Source organism: Acidisoma sp. C75 (assembly GCF_054665095.1).
On record NZ_BAAFHD010000003.1, the window covers coordinates 353579 to 375698 of the forward strand.

Here is a 22120-nt window from a genome sequence, read left to right on the forward strand (position 1 = left end):
GGCGCCGGCCGCCTGCAATTCGTGCGAAAGGGCGGTGAGATCGATCCCAGCATCGAGATGCGCCTTCAACACGGCGGCGAAATCACCGCCATCGCGCGGGATGACGCCATCGACCTTGCCGTGATCGGCGAAGGCGAGCAGCGTGCCCTCCGGCATGGTGTTGACGGTATTGGGCGCCGCGAGGCCCGCGATATAGAGCGTGTCAGACGCGGCCTTGTCCTTGGTGCCGGTGGAGGCGAAGAGCAGCCGCTGCGGCCGCGCGCCCAAGTTTTCCAGGCGCTGCCAGCGATCGCTCTCCAGAAGGTCGCGATAGGCCTTGTAGGTCTGGCGGCCGACGGCGAGGCCGAGCGTGTTCTTGATCGCGGCCGGCACCTTCTCGGCCACCGCGCTATCCCAGCGGCTGATGAAGAGCGAGGCGACGGAGCGCACATCGGCGGACTTGCCTTCGGCGACGCGACGTTCCAGCCCGCGCAGATAGGCTTCGGCGCAGGCGAGGTACTGGTCGCAGGAGAAAAGGAGCGTCACGTTCACCGGCACGCCGGCATAGATCGCATCCTCGATCGCGGGCAGCCCCTCGGTCGTGCCAGGGATCTTGATGAAGAGGTTCGGCTTGGCGGCCTGGGCGTGCAGTTCCTGCGCCTGCTTCACCGTCGCCTGCGTGTCATAGGCGAAGAGCGGGGAGACTTCGAGCGAGACGAAACCATCCACCGTGCCGCTGCGCTCGTAGATCGGCAGGAAGAGATCAGCGGCGCGCGAGAGATCCTGGATGGCGAGGTTGAAGAACAGCGCCTCGCCCTTGTGGCCGGCATCGAGCTGGCGGTTGATCTCGGCATCGTACCAGCTGCTCTTGGAGATGGCGTTGTCGAAGATCGTCGGGTTGGAGGTGAGGCCGGTCACCGACTTGGTCTCGATATAGCTCTTGAGCGTGCCGCTATCGAGCAGGTCTCGGGTGATGTTGTCGAGCCACAGGCTCTGGCCGAGGGCGTTGAGGTCATGAGGAGCTGTCGAAGCCATGAGTCGGTTTCCTTTCTCGCTTGCCGAGGGGGCGCGTCACGTCTCGTCACGTCTCGCTGCGTCGCGTGCCGGTGCGGCTGGTCGGCGTGCAGTCTACACCCTTAGCGGGCGGAAGACGACGCCATCTGTTCGAGACCGTAGATCGCGGCGCCGAGCAGGGCGGCGTTGATCATGATCACATGCACGGGAACGTTGCGCAGCATATTGGCGAACCGCCCCTTGGCGGCGAAGGTCTGCATGAAGGCGCCGTCCTGCAGCTGCGGCACCAAGCGCGGCGGCATGCCGCCCGCCAGATAGATGCCGCCCGTCGCCATCACTTTCAAGGCGAGGTTGCCGGCTTCCGCGCCCCAGACATCGATGACGATGCGGAGCGTTTCCGCGGCAAGCGGGTTGTTGTCCGGGTCCTTGAGCCCGGCTTCGACGATCAGCGGCGTGCGGTCGCGCGCTGCATGCAACTCGGCCGCGAAGGCGGGGGATTCGGAGGCGGGATCGCGCGAGCGGACGAAATCATAGACATTGGGCAGGCCCGAACCGGCGCAAACGCGCTCATAGGCGGCGTGGCGGAAGCGGTCCGTGAGATAGGCCCAGAGCCCCGCCTGCACCTGGTTGATCGGCGCGAAATCAGTATGCCCGCCCTCGGACTGGCAGGCGATGTATTTCTCGCCAGACCAGATGAGGAAGGCCTCGCCGAGGCCAGTGCCGGGGGCGAGCACGCCGATCGCGGAATGCGCGACCGCGCGGCCGGCATTGATCACCGCCGTCTCCTCCGGCAGCAGATGCGGCACGGCATGTGCGATCGCCTTGAGATCGTTCAGCAGGCTGACATGGCGGATGCCGAGATCCCGCGCCAGGATCTTCTCGTCCAGATTCCAGGGCAGGTTGGTGAGATGGGCATGCCCGTCGATCACCGGCCCGGCGACGTCGAAGCAGGCGCCGGAAACCTCGGCCGGGTGGGCGGCGAGGAAAGCCTCGATGATCGGCTGAAGCCCCGGGAAATCCTGGCTCGGGTATTCCTGCTCGGCCAGGAAAACGCGCGGTCCCCGCTCGGGCGAGACAAGGGCGAGGCGGGTTTTCGTTCCACCGACGTCACCGGCAATGAGCATCAAACAGGGCTCCCTCCAGACCGGTGCGTTACCCCAATCGGCGCGCTTCGTCTCGCAATAGCGCCCGCTGGACCGACCCTCAGCAATGCGCGTCACAATAGCGCGAAGCGTCGGCAGGTCAAACCGCGGGCCGCCGCGTGCGGGCGCCTCAGCCGGCGCTCGGCTTGCGCGGCTTGCGGGCCGGCAGGCGGTCCTCCCGCCCTTTCATCAGCATGGATGCGCGCAGCACCAGCGCCGCGAGCTGCATCTGCGAGGAGGTGCCGGTCTGCAGCAGCAGCTTCTTGAGCCGCGTGCGCACCGTGCCGATCGGCAGCGCGTGCTCCTCGGCGAAATCGGCGAGGCTGCGGCCGATGGCGAGGCTCTCGGCAAGCGCCGCGTTTTGCGGCGAGAAGCCGAAGGCGGCGCGCGACCAGCCGGGCGCCAGCAGGAGCGGGGCGCGCAGCTCGGTAATGCCGCAGGCGACAGAGCCCGGCGGCGCCTCCACCGGATCGATACGCATCAGCGCGCTCGCTTCCTCCTGGCGGGTGAGGAAGTGGAGCAGTTCCGGCTCGCCCAGGCGCGCGGCGCGCTGCACCGCCTCGGCCAGCGCCGCGGCATCGGGCGCGCGGCGGATCGCGAGCCGCCCGTTCTGGGCGAAGAAGGCGGGGGATTGTCGCAGAAGCGCCCAGCCGGCGGCATTGGCGCCGAGAATCGTGCAGTCAGCCGCGAGCAGGAAGGCCGAGACCGTCAACATGTCGAGGATGCGCTGCCCCGCCTCCTGCGGCGGGCAGAGCGGCGGCAGGGCGGGGAGCGCGGCGTGCCCGTCTTCCACCCCCGGCGGCGCACTCGGCGTGGCGGCTGGAGGCGTGGTCGTGGCTGGGGCTCGTGCTCCGCGTCGGTCCGGCACCCGGCTCGCTCCCTCTGGCTGTTCGGTTTGACACCGAGATGATCAGGATTTGGCGGCAGAAGCGGGGAAATGCAAGGTCCGCGGCCAGTCATTCCTGCGCAGCATGGCCGAGGGGTGAGATCGGCATCCCCGCACCCCGCGCTTTGCCCTATATCACCCGCCACGCCAGAGATCTGGCGGATGGCTAGACGCAACCGCACGTGCCGAGAGCCCAGCGGGCACAGCAACGACGTAACGCGTCCTTTTTGGTCCAGCCGATCCAGCAGGGTCGGTGTCCTCAAGGGAAACGGATATGTTTTCTGTTCAGCACGTGCCCATGCCCCCTCATCGATTAGCCACCTGACGGCCTTTCGGCGTTCCGCCGGAAGCGACCGTCCTCTGCCTTCGCCGCGCCGGATGCGCGCCGAAGCGCCTGCCCCGAAAACGTGTTCGAGACGTCACATTCGCATGAGAATGCGAGTGATAGGAGGGTTGCCCGATGAGCCATCTCCCATCCCGCACTGCAACCGTTGCGCGGCTTCATGACGTGCCGTCCTCCTTCCGCCGCCCGGCGGTGAGCGAGGTCGTGCGCGAGCTGCGCCCGGCGGACCCGGTGCATTGCCTGCGCCCCGGCCTGCTGGCCGAGACCGCGGCGCGCTTCGTGGAGAGCTTCCCGGGCCAGGTGCTCTATGCCGTGAAGTGCAACCCGGAGCCCGCCGTGCTGCGCGCCCTTTGGGATGGCGGCATCCGCCATTTCGATTGCGCCTCGGCCGGCGAGGTGTCGCTCGTGCGGCGGCTCTTCCCCGAGGCCGTCATCCATTTCATGCATCCGGTGAAGGCGCGCCCGGCGATCGCCGAGGCCCATGCCCGCCAGGGCGTGCGCGATTTCGTGCTCGATAGCGCGGCCGAGCTCGCCAAGATCCTGGCCGAGACGGGCGGGGCGGAGGATCTCGGCCTCGTGGTGCGCATAGCACTCCCCAAGGGCACCGCGCTCTACGACCTTTCCGGCAAGTTCGGCGCACCCTTCGAGGAGGCGGTGGCGCTGCTGCGGGCGGCCCGGCCGGTGGCCGCAAAGCTCGGCGTCTCCTTCCATGTCGGCTCGCAATGCATGGACCCGCTGGCCTATGCCCGCGCCATGGCGCTCGCCGGCCAGGTGATCCGCGCGGCGGGCGTGGCGATCGAGATCGTCGATGTCGGCGGCGGCTTTCCGGTGAGCTATCCGGAAGTCGAGCCGCCGCCGCTCGGCGCCTATTTCGCGGCGATCGAAGCGGCGTTCGACGCGCTCGGCCTGCCGCGGGCCGAGCTCTGGGCCGAGCCCGGGCGGGCCCTGGTCGCCGCCGGCACCTCCGTCGTGCTGCAGGTGCAGCTGCGGCGGGATGGCGCGCTCTACGTGAACGACGGCGTCTATGGCAGCCTCTCCGATGCCGGGGCGCCGGGCTTCCGCTTCCCCGTGCGGATCATCCGCGCGGCCGAGGCCGGCGCCCGCCCCGCCGGGGAGGCGCAGCCCTTCGCCTTCTGGGGCCCGACCTGCGACAGCGCCGATTACATGAAGGGCCCCTTCTGGCTGCCCGGCGATATCCAGGAAGGGGACTGGATCGAGGTCGGCCAGCTCGGCGCCTATGGTGCCTGCCTCGCGACGCAGTTCAACGGCTTCGACCAGGTGCATATGGTGGAGGTGGAGGACGCGCCGCTGCTGCACACGCCTGGCCATCCCGGTAGCGAGGCCTTCGACCTCGCCGCCTGATCCTGCCACCCGGGGCGCGCCTGGCCCCGGGTGGCAGGGGGTTCCTGATCACCTGCCCTCGGGGGAGTTTGCCTGCATGAAACACGTCGCCTTCTCGGGTCGTCTCGTCATGGTCGGTTGCGGAAGCATCGGCCAGGGTGTGCTGCCTCTGCTGCTGCGCCATATCGATCTTGCGCCGGGGCAGATCACCATCCTCAATGCGGACGAGCGCGGCCGGGCGGCGGCGGAGGCAATGGGCGTCGCCTACCGCGTGGCGCCGCTGACGCGGGAGAATTTCCGCGGCGCGCTCGGCCCGCTACTCGGCGCGGGGGATTTCCTGCTCAACCTCTCGGTCGATGTCTCCTCGGTCGCCCTCATCGGCTTCTGCCGCGAAGTCGGCGCGCTTTATCTGGATACCTGCGTGGAGCCCTGGGCCGGCGGCTATACCGATACCACCCTTTCGGCTTCGGAACGCTCCAATTACGGCCTGCGGGAGAAGGCGCTGGCGCTGCGCGACGGCGGCAGCGGCGGGCCGACCGCGCTCATCACCCACGGCGCCAATCCCGGCCTCGTCTCGCATTTCGTCAAGCAGGCGCTGCTCAACCTCGCCCAGGATGCGGGGGTGATCAGCACCCTGCCGACGACGCGCGGCGAATGGGCGGCCCTCGCCCAGATGCTCTCCGTCAAGGTCATCCACATTGCCGAGCGCGATACCCAGGTCGCCCGTATCCCCAAAGAGCGGGACGAGTTCGTCAATACCTGGTCGGTCGATGGCTTCGTGGGCGAGGGCTGCCAGCCGGCGGAGCTTGGCTGGGGCACGCATGAGCCCGCTTTGCCGGCGGATGCGCGGCGGCACGATTTCGGCTGCGATGCGGCGATCTACCTCACCCGGCCCGGTGCCTCCACCCGCGTGCGCACTTGGACGCCGCTCGAAGGCCCGTTCCATGGTTTCCTCATCACCCATAACGAGGCGATCTCGATCGCCGACTATTACACGGTGCGCGAGGGCGGCACGCTCGCCTATCGGCCGACGGTGCATTACGCCTACCACCCTTCGGACGATGCGGTCCTGTCGGTCCATGAACTCGCCGGCAAGAACTGGCAGATGCAGAGCCGCACGCGGCTGATGATGGACGAGATCATCGCCGGCATGGACGAACTCGGTGTGCTGCTGATGGGCCATGGCAGGGGTGCCTATTGGTTCGGCTCGCGGCTGACGATCGAAGAGGCCCGCCGCCTCGCCCCCTACAACAACGCGACCAGCCTGCAGGTGACGGCCGCCGTGCTCGCCGGGGTGATCTGGGCGATGGAAAATCCCCGCGCCGGCATCGTCGAGCCTGACGAGATCGATCATGAGCGCATCCTCGCCATCACCCGGCCCTATCTCGGCGAGGTGGTGGGCGTCTATTCGGATTGGACGCCGCTTGCGGGGCGCGCGCGCCTCTTCCCCGAGGTGCTCGACGAGAAAGAGCCCTGGGCCTTCGGCAATTTCCGCGTTCTCTGAAGGCGCTTCGCCAGCGGGGCTTGCGAAGGCAGGCCCTGCCCAGCTATCTAAGCCGCCTCGGGCGGGCGTAGCATAGTGGTAATGCTCTAGCCTTCCAAGCTAGCTAGGAGGGTTCGATTCCCTTCGCCCGCTCCAGCCCCCTCAGCCCTGCGCCAGCGTATTGGCGGCTGCCCATCGCGCGCGAGGTTGAGCGGGCGGGTGGCGCGTTTTGCTGGGCGCCTTTTGCCGTTTCTCGATAGACCAGCCGCATGGCACTCCGACCCATCCTCATCTACCCCGATCCGCGCCTCCGGGTATCGGCGGATGTCGTGACAGTGTTCGACGCTGGCTTGCGCGCGCTGGCGGACGATCTGCTCGATACCATGCGCGCCGCGCCCGGCATCGGCATCACCGGCCCGCATATCGGCGTCATGCAGCGCGTGGTGGTGCTGGAGCTGGAGCCCGGCGCGGTACGGGTCTATGTCAATCCGCGCATCATCTGGCAGTCGGACGAGGTGGCCAGCCACCCCGAAGGCAGCATCTCCATGCCCGGCGCTGCCGAGACCGTGCAGCGCCCGGCGCGCGTGCGGGTGGCGTATCAGGATTTGGATGGTGCCGCGGCAGAGGAGGAGGCCGAGGGCCTGCTCGCCATCTGCCACTGCCACGAGATCGACCAGCTCGACGGTATCTTCTGGCTCCAGCGCCTCTCCCGCCTCAAGCGCGAGATGGTGGTGAAGAAGTGGAGGAAGATGCGGAGAGGGTGAGCATCACATGATCTTTTCGAAGCGGAAGCCTTCGTCCAGCCCCGGCAGTGGGTCCTGCCCGTCCTGCTCAGGGTGCGGATGCCGCGCATGGGTGAATTCGACGATCTTGAAGCCGCATTTGTTCGCGTAGAAGTGGATGTTCCGCTTCTCGAAATAGGGCGTGTGCGTTTCCCAGACGCGGGTCTGCGGAAACCGCCGCTCGATCGCCTGCCAGGCCCGATGGCCGAGGCCGCGGCCTTCCTGCCCCACCGCGATGAAGAAGAGATCGAGCGCGTTGTGCTGCGTCTCCTCATCGATCGAGACGATGGCGCCGCCCACGGCGCGGCCCTCATGGATGATGCGCAGAACGACCGCCCGCGGCGTCGCGATCGCCGCATCAAGCTCCTGATCGGAGGGGATCGGGCCGTCCGGCAACGCGCCCAGCTCCGCGACAACGGCGACCGCGAAAGCCGCCTGCAAGTCTTTTTTGAAGGCCGGATAGTCTGCCGGTTCGGCGATGGCGAGGGTCACCGGGTTCTCTGTCATGCCGGGATTTTAGCCGATGGCGCGGACAAGTGCAGCGCCTTCCTGAGCGCGGCCGGGGGAGGGTGGCGGATCACCCTTCCTTAACAAGGCCATATCATGAAATACTTCATATTGGGTCGAATCAGATAGGATATCGATGACTGAGGCCGGGGCGCCCTATCATTCCCGAACCTCGGGGCTGGCGCTGGAACAGCATATCCGGGGACATAAGCTTGCGCAGAGCGAGGGAGAGGCCTGGCACGGGCTCGAAGCACAGATCTTCCGCCGTCCGCCCTGTGAAGACGGCGTCCTGGTTCCGGCTTTGGCGGAACCGCTCATCGTATGGATCATCAACGGAGCGGCCCATGTCGAGGAGCGCGAACTGGACGGTAGGTGGCAGGGCCGCCACGTCTCCGCAGGAGATTTTTTCCTGACCCATGCCGACGCACCTTACATGATGCGCTGGCAAAGCGACGCTGCCGCTCCCTTCGACGTTTTGCATCTCTATGTCGGGCTGCCAATCCTGATGCGGGCAGGGGAAGAGGTCATGGGCCCCTCCGCTGTCCCTCGATTGCGGGACGTCTCCGGTGAGAGCGATGCTCTCCTCTCCGCCCTTCTGATGGGGCTAAGGCTTGAGTTGACGGCCGATCATCCTCCGAGCGCGATACTTATTAACGGAATTGCTCAGAGCCTCGCGATCCACCTGGTCCGGACTTATGCGGCTTCTAGTCAATCAATCAGGAGAAGGCGCGATCAACTACCGGCCTTTCGGCTAAGGCAGGCAGTCGCGCGCATGCTGGCGCATTTGGATGAGCCTTTTGACCTGGAGGTCATGGCGCAAGCCGCGGGCATGAGCCGCTTTCATTTCAGCCGAGCCTTCCGCAATAGCATGGGGGAGTCGCCTTCTGCCTGGTTTATCCGTCAACGTCTTGCGCGCGCGCGGCAGCTTCTGCGCGAGACCGACCGGCCGATCGTCGATATCGCCTTGGAGGTGGGTTACGGCAGCCCCAGCCATTTCGCGCAGATCTTCCGGCGAGAAACAGGCGTCAGCCCAAGCGATTATCGCTTAGGCTAAAGGGCCCCAGCGGAGATATGCGCAAAAGCCCGATAGGCACCGCAAGCCGCCGTGCGAAGCCGGCCATAGCCAAGCCTAACCTCTGCCTTGCCGGGACGAACCGCGGTTTGTCTCTGCTTTGAGCAGGGAGTGTTGAAATGACGACGGAAGGTAAGATCGCTTTGGTCACGGGGGCATCCAGCGGCATTGGTGCTGCCACCGCCCGGAAGTTGGCCGCCGAAGGTCTGATTGTGGGCCTTGCAGCCCGGCGCAGGGAGCGGCTCGATGCGCTCGTCGCTGAAATCGAGAAGGCTGGCGGGCAGGCGATCGCGCTGCAAGCTGACGTGACGGACAAGGCCGCTATGCACGCTGCGGTCCAGGCGCTCGTCGGCCGCTTCGGCCGTATCGACGTGCTGATCAATAATGCCGGCTTGATGCCCTTATCCGATATCGATGCCCTCAAGGTCGATGAATGGCAGCGCATGGTGGACGTCAACATCAGTGGCGTTCTGAATGCGACGGCTGCCGTACTGCCGCAGATGATTGCGCAGCACGAAGGTCACATCTTCAATATGTCCTCGATCGCAGGACGCAAAGTCTTCACGGGGCTGACGGTTTACTGCGCCACGAAGGCCGCCGTTGCAGCCTTCTCGGATGGTCTGCGGATGGAAGTGGCGCCTAAGCACAATATCCGCGTCACCTGCATTCAGCCGGGCGCTGTGAAGTCAGAACTTTACGATCAAATCACCGATGCCGGGTATCGCCAACAGATGGATGATCTCGCTCAGCGCATGACATTTCTGGAAGGCGAGGATATCGCGCATACCATCCTCTTCGCCCTCAAGGCACCGAAGCACATGGATGTGGCGGAACTATTTGTTCTGCCGACTGAGCAAGGCTGGTGACATGGCGGCCGTTCCCGAGCAACCTCGGGAGCGGCTTCGCTGCCTAATGATGGGGCGGCAACTTCGCCCGATGACACACGGCTTCAATGTTGTGGCCGTCGGGGTCGAGGATGAAGGCGCCGTAGTAGGTCGGGTGGTAGTGTGGGCGGAGGCCGGGCGGGCCGTTGTCGCGCCCACCGGCTGCGAGCGCTTCTTCGTAGAAGCGATCGACCGTCCGCCGATCCTCGGCTGTGAAGGCGATATGCACGCTTGTCTGCGGCGCGCTCCGCTGGCCGATCCAGAAGAAGGCTTTTGGGTCCACGCCGAAGCCTGCGAAGCCTGTCTCTGCCGTATAAAGGCAGGTGATGCCGAGGGGGCGCAGCGCGCGCTCGTAGAAAGCCTTTGAGCGCTGCAGATCGACGACGCCGATAGTAACGTGGTCCAGCATTCCGACCGACCCTCAGGACGTTGCGCAGCCAGTGCGTCACCCAGCCAGCCCAATCAATCAAGAGTTTTTTGGGGGCGACCCTTTTTTGCAAAAAAGGGGCGCAGCACCTGAAGCCCGAGCGTCAGCCGCCTGGGCGGGCGACGCGGGCGGCGTTCAGATAGGCGCGGCACATGAGGGAGAGTTCGCGGCGCAAGGCAGCGAGGGCCGTCACGCTCACCCCACGCTCGAAGACGATCCGTGTGCTGCCGGCGATCGCGGAGAACAATGCGAAGGCGACCGCCTGCAGGTCTTCGTAGTCGGCGTCGGGCGCCGTTTCCAACATGGCCGCGGCCGCCGCCACGTTCCGCTCGGACGCCGCGGCGAGGAGCGAGCGCGTATCGAGATCTTCGGCGATGAGATAGAGTGCCTTTGTCACATCGAGCCGCTCGCTCTTGGCATTGAGGAAGGCTTGGACCAGACGCTCCCCCATCTCGGCCGCGCTTTGCCCTCGGCCCGCTAGGCAGGCGGCTTCTACCTCCGCCGAGATATGGTCGAGATGCGATTGCAGCACGGCGTAGAGCAGCGCCTGCTTATGCGGGTAATACTGATACATGGTGCCGACCGAGACGCCGGCGCGCTCCGCGACGCGGGTGGTGGTGAGGCGAGGCGCGCCATCCGCCAGTAAAACCTGAATGGTCGCCTCGAAAATGGCGCCAAGCGTCACCGCCGCACGGGTCTGGCGCGGCAGTTTCCGGGGCTTGAGCGGATCGGGCGGCAGGAGGCGCAAAAGCGAATTCCTAAACTGAAGGATCCTTCATATCTTGGGGGGAGGCTGAGTTCAAATCGAAAGGGGATCATGACCGTGACTTCGACCGCTCTCATCATCGGTGCCTCCCGCGGCTTGGGCCTGGCGCTCGCCCGGGAATGGCTCCGCCGCGACTGGACGGTGATCGCGACGGCGCGTTCCGTCGGGCAGAGGGACTTGCAGGCGCTCGCCGAACAATCCTCCGGCCGGCTGGTGATCGAGCATCTCGACATGACCGAGCCTGCCCAGATCGCCGCGCTGAAGCAGCGGCTCTCCGGCGTCACGCTCGACCTTCTCTTCGTCAATGCCGCCGTCGCCAATGGGCCGGACGATCGCGTCGATCAAGCCTCGACCGAAGATTTCACCCGCATCATGGTGACGAACGCGCTCAGCCCCATGCGGGCTATCGAGACGCTGGGATCGCTCGTCCGCCGGGGCGGCATGATCGCCGCCATGTCCTCGAGTCTGGGGAGCGTCACGCTCAACGAGACGGGGGGATGGGAGGTCTATCGCGCCAGCAAGGCGGCGCTCAACACGCTGATGCGCTCCTACGCTGCCCGGCATGCCGAGGACGGGCGGAGCCTGGCACTCGTCGATCCTGGCTGGGTGCGGACCGATATGGGCGGTGAGGATGCAACGCTCAGTATCGAGGAAAGCATTCCAGGCGTCGTCGACGCGCTGGCAGCGCGGCATGGCCAGCCCGGCCTCAGCTATTTCAACTACAAGGGCGAGGCGCTTCCCTGGTAGATCGGGAGTTTGGAAGAGCGGGAACTTTTTGAAAAAAGTTCCCGCGCCCTCAAAAACTTTCGATTACAGCCCGCCGCCCTTGCGCCCCGCAGACGCGCCGAGCCGCAGGCGCAGCGCCTGCAGCTTGATGAAGCCTTGCGCATCCTGCTGGTTATAGGCGCCCTGGTCATCCTCGAAAGTCACGACCTTCATCGAATAGAGGCTGTTGGGGCTTTCGCGGCCGATCACCGTCGCGTTGCCCTTGTAGAGCTTCATCGTCACCCGCCCCGTCACCGAAGCCTGGCTGGTGTCGATCAGCGCTTGCAGCATCCGCCGCTCCGGGCTGAACCAGAAGCCGTTATAGATGAGCTCGGCATAGCGCGGCATGAGGCTGTCCTTCAGATGCGCCGCCTCGCGATCCAGCGTGATGCTTTCGATGCCACGATGGGCGGCCAAGAGGATGGTGCCGCCCGGCGTCTCGTAGATCCCGCGCGATTTCATGCCGACGAAGCGGTTCTCGACGAGATCGAGCCGGCCGATGCCATTGGCGCGGCCGAGCGCATTGAGCTTGGTGAGCAGTGCGGCGCGGGAAAGCGCCTCGCCGTCGATCGCGACCGGATCGCCATGGGCGAAATCGATGGTGATGGTCGTCGCCACATCCGGCGCGTCCTCGGGGCGGATGGTGCGCTGATAGACGATCTCATCCGCCTCCACGGCCGGGTCTTCGAGGATCTTGCCCTCCGAGGAGGAGTGCAGCAGGTTGGCATCGACCGAGAAGGGCGCCTCGCCGCGCTTGTCCTTCGTCACCGGGATCTGGTGCTTCTCGGCGAATTCGATGAGGCGGGTGCGGCTGGTGAGGTCCCACTCACGCCAGGGGGCGATCACCGTCACATCGGGTTTGAGGGCATAATAGGCGAGTTCGAAGCGCACCTGGTCGTTGCCCTTGCCGGTGGCGCCATGGGCCACCGCATCGGCGCCCACCTCTTCCGCAATCTCGATCTGTCGCTGGGCGATGAGCGGCCGGGCGATGGAGGTGCCGAGCAGATACTGCCCCTCGTAGAGGGCATTGGCGCGGAACATGGGGAAGACGAAATCGCGCACGAAGGTCTCGCGCAGATCGTCCATGAAGATCTGCTTCACGCCGAACATCTCGGCCTTGCGGCGCGCGGGCTCCAGCTCCTCGCCCTGGCCGAGATCGGCCGTGAAGGTCACCACCTCGCAGCCATAGGTGGTTTGCAGCCATTTCAGGATGACGCTGGTATCGAGCCCCCCGGAATAGGCGAGCACGACTTTCTTCACGGATTTGGCAGCCATCTGGATCTCCGGTCACGATCGATTGCCTGAGCCATAGGATGCGGCCAGGATGGCGGCAAGCGCCAGCATGGCGATAGGGATGTGCATGACGACGCGGCGACGGTTCCGACGGTTCTTCCTCCTCCTCCTGCTGCTGGCGCTCGCCTTCGGCGGGATCTGGACGGCGCTGTGGTACAATGTCAGCGGCCGTCTGATGGGCCAGATCGCGAGCTTCGAGGCGGCGCGGCGGGCGGAGGGCTGGCGCATCAGCCATGATGCGCCGGTGCGCACCGGCTGGCCGATGGCGGCGGGCGTCCGGCTCGGCCATCTCGTGGTGTCGGGCGGCGGCGCCTATCTGCCCGGCGGCATCGGCTGGACCGCGGCGGGGCTGACGGTCGCGCTCGACATCCGCCATCCGCACAGCCTCTATCTCGGCCTCGCCGGGCGGCAATCCCTGGCGATCGGCGGGGCGGCGCCGATCCGCTTCCAGGCGGCGCATATGGCGGGGGAGGCGGCCTTCGGCCCGGGCTGGACGCTCGGCCTCACCCAGATCTCGGCAGAGTCCATCCTCGCCGCGGTGCCGGCACAGGGCGGTCTCAAGCCGCTCTCGATCGCGAGGATGGCGGCAGCGCTCCGGCTCGATCGCGGGGCGCCGGCCAGCGGCACGGCGGTTGCTTTCGCCGGCCAGTTGGAGGGGGCGCAACTGCCGCCCTCGCATATGGCGGCGCTCGGCACGGTGGGGCGGCTGGGGGTGGATTTCGTCCTCTCCGGCCCCTGGCCGGCCGAGGCCGCGCGGCAGGATGCGGCGCAGAATGCGCGGCGCTGGGCGGCGGCGGGCGGCAGCCTCACCCTCCATCGCGCGGTCCTGGAGGCCGGCCCGCTGCACCTTACCGCCGCGGGGTCGCTGCATCTCGACGCGGCGTTGCGCCCCGCCGGGCTGCTCAGCCTCGAAGTTTCCGGCCTCGGCCAGAGCCTCAAGCTGCTCGCGGCCCGCAAGGTCATGACGCAGAACCAGGCGCGCGCCATGGCGGCGGTGCTGGCCGTGTTGCGGCAGCCGGCCGCCCCGGGCAACGCGATCGCCCTGCCGCTCAGCCTGCAAGGCGGGGTCGCCGGCATCGGGCCGGTTCCGCTATGGCGGCTCGGCCGCTAAGCTTGCCAAGCGCGGCGGCGGTGCGGGGCAGGGGAGATTTCCGCCGCGGCGGATGGCGCAATCCGGCGAGGCCGCTTAAGTGGAGCCTATGAGCGATTTTCCAGCCTTTCTCGATAGTGGCCGGCCGGATGTGCCGGATACCGTGGTGCCGCGCGGCATCACCCCCTTTCATCTCGCCCATCGCCCGGTGCGCGGGCGGCTGGTGCGGCTCGGCCCGCTCGCCCATGCGCTGCTCTCCCGCCATAAGAACCCCGACCGGGTGACCGCGCTGGCCGGCCAGGCGCTCGCCCTCACCGCGGCGCTGGCGACCGCGCTGAAATTCACCGGCACCTTCAGCATCCAGACCAAGGGGGATGGGCCGGTGAACCTGCTGCTCACCGATTGCACCGACCAGGGCATGCTGCGCGGCTATGCCCGGGCCGATGCCACTAAGCTCGCCGCCATCGCCGATCTTGCGGCGGCGACGGATGCCGATCTGCTGGGCGCCGGCTACCTCGCTTTCACGGTGGACCAGGGGCCGGAGAGCGAGCGCTACCAGGGCATCGTGTCGATCGAAGGTCCGGCGCTGGCCGATATGGCGCTGCACTACTTCGCCTCGAGCGAGCAGCTGCAATGCGCGCTGCACCTCGCCTGCGGGCGGCGGGAGGGCGGCTGGCGGGCCAGCGCGCTGATCCTGGAACGCATCGCCCATGGCGGCGAGGCCAATCTGCCGATGACCGCGGCCGAGGCCGATGAGAGCTGGAATACCGCGACGACCCTCGCCGCGACGGTGACCGAGGACGAATTGCTGGACGACGCGCTGGCGCCCGAGGATCTGCTCTACCGTCTCTTCCATTCGGAGGAGGTGATGGCCGATCGGCCGCGCGCCCTTGGTTATGGCTGCCGCTGCTCCCGCGCCAAGCTCTCGGGCATTCTCGAACGCTTCGCCCCGGCTGAGCTCGACGAGATGGCGCAGGATGCAGCGATCGTGATGACCTGCGAGTTCTGCAATGTCGATTTCCGCTTTCCGCGGGAAGAGGTGCGGGGCCAATCCGGACCGGCCCCGCATGCGCAATAGGAGGTTTGCAAAGGTGAGACGTTCCCTGTTCCGCCCCGTGGCGCTCGGCACCTGTCTGGTGCTGCCGCTGCTGCTGGCCGCCTGCTCGGGCGGCGAGAGCATGCCGCAAAGCTTCCCGCCGCTGCGCTACAACTATCTCGCGCCGATCTCGCTGAATGTCGGCTCGATCGAGAACGAGGTGCGCTTCGCCGAGGCGCAGGATGGTTCCAGCCTCGATGCGATGAGCCCGGAGAGCCCCCTGCAGGCGGTGGAGCAGATGATCCAGGATCGCCTCGTCGCGGCCGGCACGGGCGGCACCGCGAAGGTCATCATCAACGCCGCTTCGATCAACCAGGTGAACGATACGGCGGTGGGCAATGTCTCGATCCGCCTCGTGCTCACCTCCGCCGATGGCCGCCAGCGCGGCTATACGGACGCGACGGTGAGCCGCACCCGCACCATGCCGGATACGACCGACCCGACAGCCCTCCGCGCCTTCCTCTACAGCATGACGCAGGAGCTGGTGAGCGCGGCGAATGTCGAGCTTGAATATCAGATCCGCCACAACCTCGCGGCCTGGCTGGTCGGCGGCAGTTCGACGGTGGTGGGCGGGCCGGCGGCGCCGGTGCCGGTGCAGGCGACTCCGCTCGGCGGCCCTGGCAGCGTGCTGCCGGCGACGGGGGGAACGCTTGGCGCCCCGGCGCCGCTCGGCAGCATGCCGACGGCCACCCCCGGTGCCAATGCCATTACCCCGCCGCCGGCGGGGACGGATCAGAGCATGCCGGGCAGCAGCCTCGGCCTGCCGATGGGCAATCCGGTCCCGACCGGGCAGGATTTCGCAGCGCCAGCGGCCGGAACCATGCCGCCCGCGAGCGGCGTGCCGGGCGCGCCGACACCGCTGACCCCGACGATGCCGGCAGCCAGCGGCGGCATGCCGAGCGGCACGCTCGGCACCATGCCGGTTTCGCCCTCCGCGAGCCCGGTCACGGCGCCGGCCGCGCCTCAGCCGGCCGCGCCGACCGCTCCGATGCCGCTGACGCCGCAGCCGGCGGCGCCTCAGCCGGCCGCGCCTCAGCCGGCCGCGCCGACCGCTCCGATGCCGCTGACGCCGCAGCCGGCGGCGCCTCAGCCGGCGGCGCCTCAGCCGGCCACACCTCAGCCGGCCGCACCGGCGAGTTCCACGGCGCCTGCCGCTTCCTCGGGGGCCGGCACCTTGCCGCCGCTGCCGGCCGGCATCACGCCCTAAACGAAAAGGGCGAGGCGCTCACCGCGCCTCGCCCTGCCAAACCAAGTCGTCATGCGCCTTCGCGGGTGACGAGCAATTTCCGGAGCGATTCAGCGACGCCTCAGCGTGCCGTGCCGCCCACCGTCAGCCCCGCCATCTTCAAATGCGGCTGGCCGACGCCCACTGGCACGCCCTGGCCCTGCTTGCCGCAGGTGCCGATGCCCGGATCGAGCGCCATGTCGTTGCCGATCATCGTCACCTTCGTCAGCGCATCCGGCCCATTGCCGATGATGGTCGCGCCCTTCACCGGCGCGCCGAGGCGGCCATCCTCGATCATGTACGCCTCGGAGGCGGAGAAGACGAACTTGCCCGAGGTGATATCCACCTGCCCGCCGCCGAAATTCACCGCATAGAGGCCACGCTTGACCGAGGCGATCATCTCCTCGGGCGAATGGCCGCCCGCGAGCATGATCGTATTCGTCATGCGCGGCATCGGCGCATGGGCGTAGGATTGGCGGCGGCCGTTGCCGGTGGCACGCATGCCCATCAGCCGCGCGTTCAGCCGATCCTGGATATAGCCGGTCAGGATGCCATCCTCGATCATCACGGTGCGGCTGGTGGGCGTGCCTTCGTCATCCACCGTGAGGCTGCCGCGCCGGTCCGGCAGCGTGCCGTCATCGACGACCGTGACGCCGGGGGACGCGACGCGCTGGCCGAGCAGGCCCGCGAAGGCGGAGGTCTTTTTGCGGTTGAAATCGCCTTCGAGGCCATGGCCGATCGCCTCATGCAGCAGGATGCCGGGCCAGCCCGAGCCAAGCACCACCTCCATTTCGCCCGCGGGTGCGGCGACGCTGTCGAGATTGAGCCGCGCTTGCCGCAGCGCTTCCTCCACCGCGGCGCGCCAGACGCCCGCTTCCATCACCTGGGCGTAGGAGAAGCGACCGCCGGTGCCGAAGCTCCCGGTCTCGCGCCGGCCGTCCTGCTCCACCACCACCGAGACGCTGAGACGGACGAGCGGCCGCAGATCGGCGACGCGGCTTTCATCGGCGCGCAGGATCTGCACCGCCTGCCACTCCCCGGTGAGCGAGGCCATGACTTGGGTTACCCGCGGGTCGAGGCTGCGGGCGAAAGCGTCGATCTCGCCGAGGAGCGCGGCGCGGGCGGCGAAGTCGGTCGTGCGGAGGGGGTTCTCGTCGCTATAAAGCCGCTGGTTGGTGGCCTGGGGGGCGGCCATCACGTGGCCCGCATGGCCCGCGCGCACGGCGCCGACGCTTTCCGCCGCGCGTGCGAGGGCGGCGGCTGAGATTTCGCCCGCATGGGCATAGCCGGTCGCCTCGCCGGAGACGGCGCGCAGCCCGAAGCCGAGCGCGGTGTCGGAACTCGCGGTGCGGATACGCCCATCCTCGAGCGCCAGGGCCTCGCTTTCCCGGTATTCGAGGAACAACTCGCCATCCTCCGCCCCGGCCAGCGCCGCGCGCACCTGCCGCTCGGCGGCTGTGCGGTCAAGCTGGCTGGACGCCTGGCCGAAGAACAGCCGGTCGGTGGTCTCAAGCGGGGTGGCGGCGGGCAGCATGGCGAAAACCCTTCAGCGGGAGGCGGCGCGGCGGAAGCCGGCGGCGGCTCCGGATATGGAGATGCCGCGGCACCATTGCACCACCTCTCGCCCTGCCGGGGCAAGTCCGCCGCCGCCGGGCAGGGGGGCGCTAATGCAGAGTGAGGTGGTGATCGATATGGCGGAGCGCCGGCGGGCGGATGAGGCTGCCGGCCTGGCTGATGCGGACCGAATGCAGCCGGCCCTCGATCTCGCGCTTCCAGAAGTCGAGGAATTTGCGCAGCGAGGGGTAATCGGGAGCGAGGTCCATCTCCTGCCAGATATAGCTTTGCAGGACGGCGGGGTGATCCGGCAGGTGATAGAGAATCTCTGCCGTGGTGAGGCGATAGTCACGCAATTGCAGGCTGAGGCTCATGCTGGATTCCTCGGACAATGGGAGGGGTGGCGTTCGGGGGGTGATGTGCGACGGGCAGGCCTTTCGGTGGTTTGCCGGCGCGCGGCCGGGGTATTTCGCGGGCGGCACTGGCAATCGGGCCGCCCCCGTTGCAGAACGATGACAAGAACTGCGCGCCGCCTCAAGAAAAAACCGAACGTTCTCAGCGTATTAGCACTCAAGCCCTGAGAGTGCTGCCGAAGTCATTGACAGGGGCGGGGGGTTTGGTTAAGTCGCTGGCACTCTCACGATGAGAGTGCCAAAACCGCGCTGGCCGGTGCCGCTCTCTGGGCCGCCAGCAGGTTCAGAGCATCAACTTGAGCATTCAGGAGCGATCCGAATGAAGTTCCGTCCCCTGCACGACCGCGTCGTTGTCCGCCGCCTCACCGCGGAGGAGAAGACCGCTGGCGGGATCATCATCCCCGATACCGCCAAGGAAAAGCCGATGGAAGGCGAAGTCGTGGCCGTGGGCCCCGGCGCTCGCAATGAGCAGGGCGCGATCGTCGCGCTCGATGTGAAGGCGGGTGACCGCATCCTGTTCGGCAAGTGGTCCGGCACCGAGGTGAAGATCGATGGTGAAGAGCTCCTCATCATGAAGGAGAGCGACATCATGGGTGTGATCGCCGCGTAATCCGCCCGGGCGGCCATACCGGCGCCCGGCCCCAACCGATCCTGTCTTTTTTCTGGAAGGACGAATCCCATGGCAGCGAAAGACGTTCGCTTTTCAACCGACGCCCGCGCCCGCCTGCTGCGCGGCGTGGACATCCTGGCCGATGCCGTGAAGGTGACGCTCGGCCCCAAGGGCCGCAACGTCGTCATCGACAAGAGCTTCGGCGCCCCCCGCATCACCAAGGACGGTGTGACGGTCGCGAAGGAAATCGAGCTTTCCGACAAGTTCGAGAACATGGGCGCCCAGATGGTGCGCGAAGTGGCCTCGAAGACCAACGACCTCGCCGGTGACGGCACGACGACGGCGACCGTGCTCGCCCAGGCGATCGTGCGCGAAGGGCTCAAGGCCGTCGCCGCCGGCATGAACCCGATGGATCTGAAGCGCGGCGTTGACAAGGCCGTCACGCTCGTCGTCGAAGAGCTGAAGGCCCGCTCGCGCAAGATCACGACGCCCTCCGAGACCGCGCAGGTCGGCACGATCTCCGCGAACGGCGAGGCCGATATCGGCCAGAAGATCTCGGAAGCGATGCAGAAGGTCGGCAACGAGGGTGTCATCACCGTCGAAGAGAGCAAGGGCATCGAGACCGAGCTCGACGTGGTCGAGGGCATGCAGTTCGACCGCGGCTACGTCTCTCCGTATTTCATCACCAATCCGGAGAAGATGGTGGCTGATCTCGACAGCCCCTACATCCTCATCCACGAGAAGAAGCTCTCCGGCCTGCAGCCGATGCTGCCGCTGCTCGAAGCGGTCGTGCAGTCCGGCAAGCCGCTGCTCATCATCGCGGAAGACATCGAAGGCGAGGCGCTCGCCACCCTCGTGGTCAACAAGCTGCGCGGCGGCCTCAAGATCGCGGCGGTGAAGGCTCCGGGCTTCGGCGATCGCCGCAAGGCCATGCTGGAAGACATCGCGATCCTCACCGGTGGCCAGGTGATCAGCGAAGATCTCGGCATCAAGCTCGAGACGGTGACGCTGAACATGCTCGGCCGGGCCAAGAAGGTTCTGATCGAGAAGGAAAACACCACGATCGTCGAGGGTGTGGGCAAGGCCGACGACATCAAGGGCCGTTGCGCGCAGATCCGCGCCCAGATCGAGGAGACGACCTCCGACTACGACCGTGAGAAGCTCCAGGAGCGCCTCGCGAAGCTCGCCGGTGGCGTCGCCGTGATCCGCGTCGGCGGCTCGACCGAGGTCGAGGTGAAGGAGCGCAAGGACCGCGTGGACGATGCGCTGCACGCGACCCGCGCGGCGGTCGAGGAAGGCATCGTGCCGGGTGGCGGCGTCGCGCTGACGCGCGCTTCCAAGATCCTGCACGGCCTCAAGGGCGACAACGCCGACCAGACCTTCGGCATCGAGATCGTCCGCAAGGCGATCCAGACGCCGCTGCGCCAGATCGCCGAGAATGCCGGTGCCGACGGCGCCGTGATCGCCGGCAAGGTGCTGGAGAAGGACGAGTACAACTGGGGCTACGACGCGCAGACCGGCGAGTTCAAGGATCTGGTCGCGGCCGGCATCATCGACCCGGCGAAGGTCGTGCGCACGGCGCTGCAGGATGCTTCCTCGGTTGCCGGCCTGCTCATCACCACCGAGGCGATGGTTGCCGAGAAGCCGGAAAAGAAGGCTCCGGCCGGTGGCCCGGGCGGCGGCGGCATGGGCGGCATGGGCGATATGGACTTCTAATATCGCAGGGCGCGTCGGGGCTTCGGCCCCGGCGCACTCCGTTATGCTTCAAGAACAAGGGGCAAGCCTGGCTTGCCCCTTTTTCTATGCGCGCACTGGGGTTTTCATTGTGATTGACAACCCCAGCCGTTTTCTGCATGGCTCATACGCTATCAAATTCTGGCCTTCCTTGTTGCGCCTCTGTCTCTGGCGGCGCCGTCAAGCCAAAGGGCCTGAAGGTTGCGGCGCGGGGTTTATCTGAGACGGAGTTGAGTACAGCGATGGCGATCGGCACTGTGAAGTGGTTCAACACCACCAAGGGCTATGGGTTCATCATGCCTCAGGATGGTGGAAAGGACGTTTTCGTGCATATCACGGCGGTCCAGGCGGCCGGGATGCGCGGTTTGAACGAGGGCCAGAAGGTCAGCTACGACGTGGCCATGGAGCGTGGCAAGGCGGCGGCGACCAACCTCAAGGCTCTCTGAGCTTCGCGAAATCTCAGCCTCGCGAAGAACCGGGCCAGGGCACGGGGGTCAGGCACCAGCCTGACGAGAGTGAAAAAGGGTGCGCCCGGTGCGGACGCGCCCTTTTTGCTTTGGCCGATCGGCCTCCTCAGCCGACGACGCGCAGGCGCGGCCGCTGGAAGCGGGAGAGGCTGCGGTAGAGGGCGAGGTAATCCTCCGCCATCCGCCGCGCGGTGAAGCGCCGCTCGAAGGTCTTGCGTACCGCCTGGCGGGAGAGGCGGCCAAGCTCGCCGATCACGGCGACGGCGCCCGCCTCGTCCTCGACGATGAAGCCGGTCAGCCCGTCGTCGATCACCTCCGGCACCGAGCCGTGATTATAGGCGATCACCGGCGTGCCGCAGGCCATCGCCTCGATCATCACGAGGCCGAAGGGCTCCGGCCAGTCGATCGGCATGAGCAGGGCGCGCGCGCCGGAGAGGAAGGCGGGCTTCTGCGCCTCGTTGATCTCGCCCACCAGTTCGACCCCGCCTTCCGCGATCATCGATGCGATCTCGGTCTCGAAATACTCCCGATCGACCCGGTCCACCTTGGCGGCGATCTTGAGCGGAATGCCCGCGGCACGCGCGATGCGGATGGCCCGATCCGGCCGCTTCTCGGGGCAGATGCGGCCGAGGAAGGCGAGGTAGGCCGGCTCCACCCCCGGCTGCGGCGTCAGCAGATTCGCCGGCAGGCCGTGCAGCACGGTGCCGACGTAGTTCACTTCCTGCAACGGCCGGCGCTGGGATTCCGAGATGGAAACGACATTCATCGGCGGCAGTTCGGCATAGACCGGCTTCAGCTCCGGCAGGTCGAGGCGGCCATGGAGCGTGGTGACGAAGGGCACCCGGTGGCGGGCGAAGAGCGAAGCCGGCCAGTAATCCAGATGGAAGTGCAGCACGTCGAATTCATCGGCCCGCTGGCGCACGCGCTCGAGCAGCATGGCGAGCGGGGCGAGACTGTCCCGCACCGTGGGGTCAAGGCGCAACGCCTTCGGCCAGACCGCGTCAAGCTCGGCTTCCGTTACGGAATCGCCGCTGGCGAAGAGGGTCACATCATGCCCCATCGCCACCAGTTCCTCGGTGAGATAGGAGACGACTCGCTCCGTGCCGCCGTAGAGCTTCGGGGGAACGGCTTCCGTCAAAGGGGCGATCTGGGCAATCCGCATGCTCTCTTTCTCCTGCCATCGGCGGGTCATTGCATGGTCAATCGACCGGCGAGAGAGGAGATAGGTGGGGTTTCTGGCTATGCTG

Annotated in this window: 22 protein-coding genes and 1 tRNA gene; 13 read left to right on the forward strand and 10 right to left on the reverse strand. The window is 67.0% G+C overall.

Annotation, left to right across the window (positions count from 1 at the left end; all coding sequences use genetic code 11):
* From tal to ACYQ7X_RS06065, 3 genes are all read right to left on the reverse strand, one after another.
* Nucleotides 1-1014, reverse strand: a 1014-nt coding sequence (tal, locus tag ACYQ7X_RS06055) for a transaldolase (RefSeq protein ID WP_459695968.1), incomplete at its 3' end; no start/stop codon positions are given.
* A gap of 101 nt (nt 1015-1115) precedes the next feature.
* Nucleotides 1116-2117 (reverse strand): glucokinase, encoded by a 1002-nt coding sequence (gene glk / locus ACYQ7X_RS06060; RefSeq protein WP_459695969.1) that lies wholly within the window; start codon nt 2115-2117, stop codon nt 1116-1118.
* A gap of 148 nt (nt 2118-2265) precedes the next feature.
* Entirely contained in the window at nt 2266-2928 is a 663-nt protein-coding gene (locus ACYQ7X_RS06065; RefSeq protein ID WP_459695971.1) for a helix-turn-helix transcriptional regulator, read from the reverse strand.
* A 553-nt stretch (nt 2929-3481) separates the two neighbouring features.
* On the opposite strand from ACYQ7X_RS06065, the gene ACYQ7X_RS06070 reads away from it, so the two are divergent.
* The 4 genes from ACYQ7X_RS06070 (at nt 3482) to ACYQ7X_RS06085 (ending at nt 6952) form a co-directional block, all read left to right on the forward strand.
* A complete protein-coding gene (locus ACYQ7X_RS06070; RefSeq protein WP_459695973.1) occupies nt 3482-4726 on the forward strand; it encodes a type III PLP-dependent enzyme in 1245 nt (414 codons plus the stop codon).
* 76 nt (nt 4727-4802) lie between these two features.
* Nucleotides 4803-6209 (forward strand): homospermidine synthase, encoded by a 1407-nt coding sequence (locus tag ACYQ7X_RS06075; protein WP_459695975.1) that lies wholly within the window; start codon nt 4803-4805, stop codon nt 6207-6209.
* Between the two features lie 61 nt (nt 6210-6270).
* Nucleotides 6271-6344, forward strand: a tRNA-Gly gene (locus tag ACYQ7X_RS06080).
* A 113-nt stretch (nt 6345-6457) separates the two neighbouring features.
* Nucleotides 6458-6952 carry a peptide deformylase gene (locus tag ACYQ7X_RS06085; protein WP_459695977.1) on the forward strand — a complete coding sequence of 165 codons (495 nt, stop codon included), beginning with the start codon at nt 6458-6460 and terminating at the stop codon, nt 6950-6952.
* Between the two features lie 3 nt (nt 6953-6955).
* On the opposite strand, the gene ACYQ7X_RS06090 is transcribed toward ACYQ7X_RS06085, so the two are convergent.
* Entirely contained in the window at nt 6956-7477 is a 522-nt protein-coding gene (locus ACYQ7X_RS06090; protein WP_459695979.1) for a GNAT family N-acetyltransferase, read from the reverse strand.
* A 136-nt stretch (nt 7478-7613) separates the two neighbouring features.
* Here ACYQ7X_RS06090 and ACYQ7X_RS06095 point away from each other — a divergent pair, with 136 nt between their 5' ends.
* Nucleotides 7614-8531 (forward strand): helix-turn-helix domain-containing protein, encoded by a 918-nt coding sequence (locus ACYQ7X_RS06095; RefSeq protein WP_459695981.1) that lies wholly within the window; start codon nt 7614-7616, stop codon nt 8529-8531.
* 137 nt (nt 8532-8668) lie between these two features.
* The gene (locus ACYQ7X_RS06100) at nt 8669-9415 is read left to right on the forward strand and encodes an SDR family oxidoreductase (protein WP_459695982.1); all 747 of its coding nucleotides are present in this window, start codon (nt 8669-8671) and stop codon (nt 9413-9415) included.
* 43 nt (nt 9416-9458) lie between these two features.
* On the opposite strand, the gene ACYQ7X_RS06105 is transcribed toward ACYQ7X_RS06100, so the two are convergent.
* Together ACYQ7X_RS06105 and ACYQ7X_RS06110 are read right to left on the reverse strand one after the other, a co-directional pair.
* The gene (locus ACYQ7X_RS06105; protein WP_459695984.1) at nt 9459-9842 is read right to left on the reverse strand and encodes a VOC family protein; all 384 of its coding nucleotides are present in this window, start codon (nt 9840-9842) and stop codon (nt 9459-9461) included.
* Nucleotides 9843-9963: 121 nt separating this feature from the next.
* On the reverse strand, nt 9964-10608 hold the full coding sequence (locus tag ACYQ7X_RS06110) for a TetR/AcrR family transcriptional regulator (protein WP_459695986.1): 645 nt from the start codon (nt 10606-10608) through the stop codon (nt 9964-9966).
* 69 nt (nt 10609-10677) lie between these two features.
* On the opposite strand from ACYQ7X_RS06110, the gene ACYQ7X_RS06115 reads away from it, so the two are divergent.
* Nucleotides 10678-11373 (forward strand): SDR family NAD(P)-dependent oxidoreductase, encoded by a 696-nt coding sequence (locus ACYQ7X_RS06115; protein ID WP_459695988.1) that lies wholly within the window; start codon nt 10678-10680, stop codon nt 11371-11373.
* Between the two features lie 63 nt (nt 11374-11436).
* On the opposite strand, the gene ACYQ7X_RS06120 is transcribed toward ACYQ7X_RS06115, so the two are convergent.
* A complete protein-coding gene (locus ACYQ7X_RS06120; protein ID WP_459695990.1) occupies nt 11437-12666 on the reverse strand; it encodes an argininosuccinate synthase in 1230 nt (409 codons plus the stop codon).
* Nucleotides 12667-12751: 85 nt separating this feature from the next.
* Here ACYQ7X_RS06120 and ACYQ7X_RS06125 point away from each other — a divergent pair, with 85 nt between their 5' ends.
* The 3 genes from ACYQ7X_RS06125 (at nt 12752) to ACYQ7X_RS06135 (ending at nt 16077) form a co-directional block, all read left to right on the forward strand.
* Nucleotides 12752-13795: a DUF2125 domain-containing protein gene (locus ACYQ7X_RS06125; RefSeq protein ID WP_459695992.1), complete on the forward strand. Its 1044-nt coding sequence runs from the start codon at nt 12752-12754 to the stop codon at nt 13793-13795.
* 88 nt (nt 13796-13883) lie between these two features.
* Nucleotides 13884-14852, forward strand: coding sequence for an Hsp33 family molecular chaperone HslO (gene hslO, locus ACYQ7X_RS06130; protein ID WP_459695993.1), 969 nt, complete (start codon nt 13884-13886; stop codon nt 14850-14852).
* Between the two features lie 13 nt (nt 14853-14865).
* Complete coding sequence (locus ACYQ7X_RS06135; protein ID WP_459695995.1) at nt 14866-16077, forward strand: hypothetical protein; 1212 nt, start codon at nt 14866-14868, stop codon at nt 16075-16077.
* Between the two features lie 100 nt (nt 16078-16177).
* On the opposite strand, the gene tldD is transcribed toward ACYQ7X_RS06135, so the two are convergent.
* Both tldD and ACYQ7X_RS06145 read right to left on the reverse strand, forming a co-directional pair.
* A complete protein-coding gene (tldD, locus tag ACYQ7X_RS06140) occupies nt 16178-17629 on the reverse strand; it encodes a metalloprotease TldD (RefSeq protein WP_459695997.1) in 1452 nt (483 codons plus the stop codon).
* A 130-nt stretch (nt 17630-17759) separates the two neighbouring features.
* On the reverse strand, nt 17760-18023 hold the full coding sequence (locus ACYQ7X_RS06145) for an usg protein (protein WP_459695999.1): 264 nt from the start codon (nt 18021-18023) through the stop codon (nt 17760-17762).
* A 358-nt stretch (nt 18024-18381) separates the two neighbouring features.
* On the opposite strand from ACYQ7X_RS06145, the gene groES reads away from it, so the two are divergent.
* From groES to ACYQ7X_RS06160, 3 genes are all read left to right on the forward strand, one after another.
* Complete coding sequence (gene groES / locus ACYQ7X_RS06150; protein ID WP_459696001.1) at nt 18382-18672, forward strand: co-chaperone GroES; 291 nt, start codon at nt 18382-18384, stop codon at nt 18670-18672.
* 69 nt (nt 18673-18741) lie between these two features.
* Nucleotides 18742-20388: a chaperonin GroEL gene (groL, locus tag ACYQ7X_RS06155; RefSeq protein ID WP_459696002.1), complete on the forward strand. Its 1647-nt coding sequence runs from the start codon at nt 18742-18744 to the stop codon at nt 20386-20388.
* A 260-nt stretch (nt 20389-20648) separates the two neighbouring features.
* Nucleotides 20649-20852, forward strand: a complete 204-nt coding sequence (locus ACYQ7X_RS06160; protein WP_459696004.1) for a cold-shock protein — start codon at nt 20649-20651, stop codon at nt 20850-20852.
* Between the two features lie 127 nt (nt 20853-20979).
* Here the strand turns inward: ACYQ7X_RS06160 and ACYQ7X_RS06165 are convergent, their stop codons facing one another.
* Complete coding sequence (locus ACYQ7X_RS06165; RefSeq protein ID WP_459696005.1) at nt 20980-22035, reverse strand: glycosyltransferase family 4 protein; 1056 nt, start codon at nt 22033-22035, stop codon at nt 20980-20982.
* Nucleotides 22036-22120: the final 85 nt, after the last annotated feature.

What these genes read in the sequence shown, in the direction of transcription:
- glk (WP_459695969.1), bottom strand. Translation starts at nt 2,117, where the DNA reads ATGCTCATTGCCGGTGACGTCGGTGGAACGAAAACCCGCCTCGCCCTT.
- ACYQ7X_RS06070 (WP_459695973.1), top strand. Translation starts at nt 3,482, where the DNA reads ATGAGCCATCTCCCATCCCGCACTGCAACCGTTGCGCGGCTTCATGAC.
- ACYQ7X_RS06075 (WP_459695975.1), top strand. Translation starts at nt 4,803, where the DNA reads ATGAAACACGTCGCCTTCTCGGGTCGTCTCGTCATGGTCGGTTGCGGA.
- ACYQ7X_RS06085 (WP_459695977.1), top strand. Translation starts at nt 6,458, where the DNA reads ATGGCACTCCGACCCATCCTCATCTACCCCGATCCGCGCCTCCGGGTA.
- ACYQ7X_RS06090 (WP_459695979.1), bottom strand. Translation starts at nt 7,477, where the DNA reads ATGACAGAGAACCCGGTGACCCTCGCCATCGCCGAACCGGCAGACTAT.
- ACYQ7X_RS06095 (WP_459695981.1), top strand. Translation starts at nt 7,614, where the DNA reads ATGACTGAGGCCGGGGCGCCCTATCATTCCCGAACCTCGGGGCTGGCG.
- ACYQ7X_RS06100 (WP_459695982.1), top strand. Translation starts at nt 8,669, where the DNA reads ATGACGACGGAAGGTAAGATCGCTTTGGTCACGGGGGCATCCAGCGGC.
- ACYQ7X_RS06105 (WP_459695984.1), bottom strand. Translation starts at nt 9,842, where the DNA reads ATGCTGGACCACGTTACTATCGGCGTCGTCGATCTGCAGCGCTCAAAG.
- ACYQ7X_RS06115 (WP_459695988.1), top strand. Translation starts at nt 10,678, where the DNA reads ATGACCGTGACTTCGACCGCTCTCATCATCGGTGCCTCCCGCGGCTTG.
- ACYQ7X_RS06120 (WP_459695990.1), bottom strand. Translation starts at nt 12,666, where the DNA reads ATGGCTGCCAAATCCGTGAAGAAAGTCGTGCTCGCCTATTCCGGGGGG.
- ACYQ7X_RS06125 (WP_459695992.1), top strand. Translation starts at nt 12,752, where the DNA reads ATGACGACGCGGCGACGGTTCCGACGGTTCTTCCTCCTCCTCCTGCTG.
- hslO (WP_459695993.1), top strand. Translation starts at nt 13,884, where the DNA reads ATGAGCGATTTTCCAGCCTTTCTCGATAGTGGCCGGCCGGATGTGCCG.
- tldD (WP_459695997.1), bottom strand. Translation starts at nt 17,629, where the DNA reads ATGCTGCCCGCCGCCACCCCGCTTGAGACCACCGACCGGCTGTTCTTC.
- ACYQ7X_RS06145 (WP_459695999.1), bottom strand. Translation starts at nt 18,023, where the DNA reads ATGAGCCTCAGCCTGCAATTGCGTGACTATCGCCTCACCACGGCAGAG.
- groES (WP_459696001.1), top strand. Translation starts at nt 18,382, where the DNA reads ATGAAGTTCCGTCCCCTGCACGACCGCGTCGTTGTCCGCCGCCTCACC.
- groL (WP_459696002.1), top strand. Translation starts at nt 18,742, where the DNA reads ATGGCAGCGAAAGACGTTCGCTTTTCAACCGACGCCCGCGCCCGCCTG.
- ACYQ7X_RS06160 (WP_459696004.1), top strand. Translation starts at nt 20,649, where the DNA reads ATGGCGATCGGCACTGTGAAGTGGTTCAACACCACCAAGGGCTATGGG.
- ACYQ7X_RS06165 (WP_459696005.1), bottom strand. Translation starts at nt 22,035, where the DNA reads ATGCGGATTGCCCAGATCGCCCCTTTGACGGAAGCCGTTCCCCCGAAG.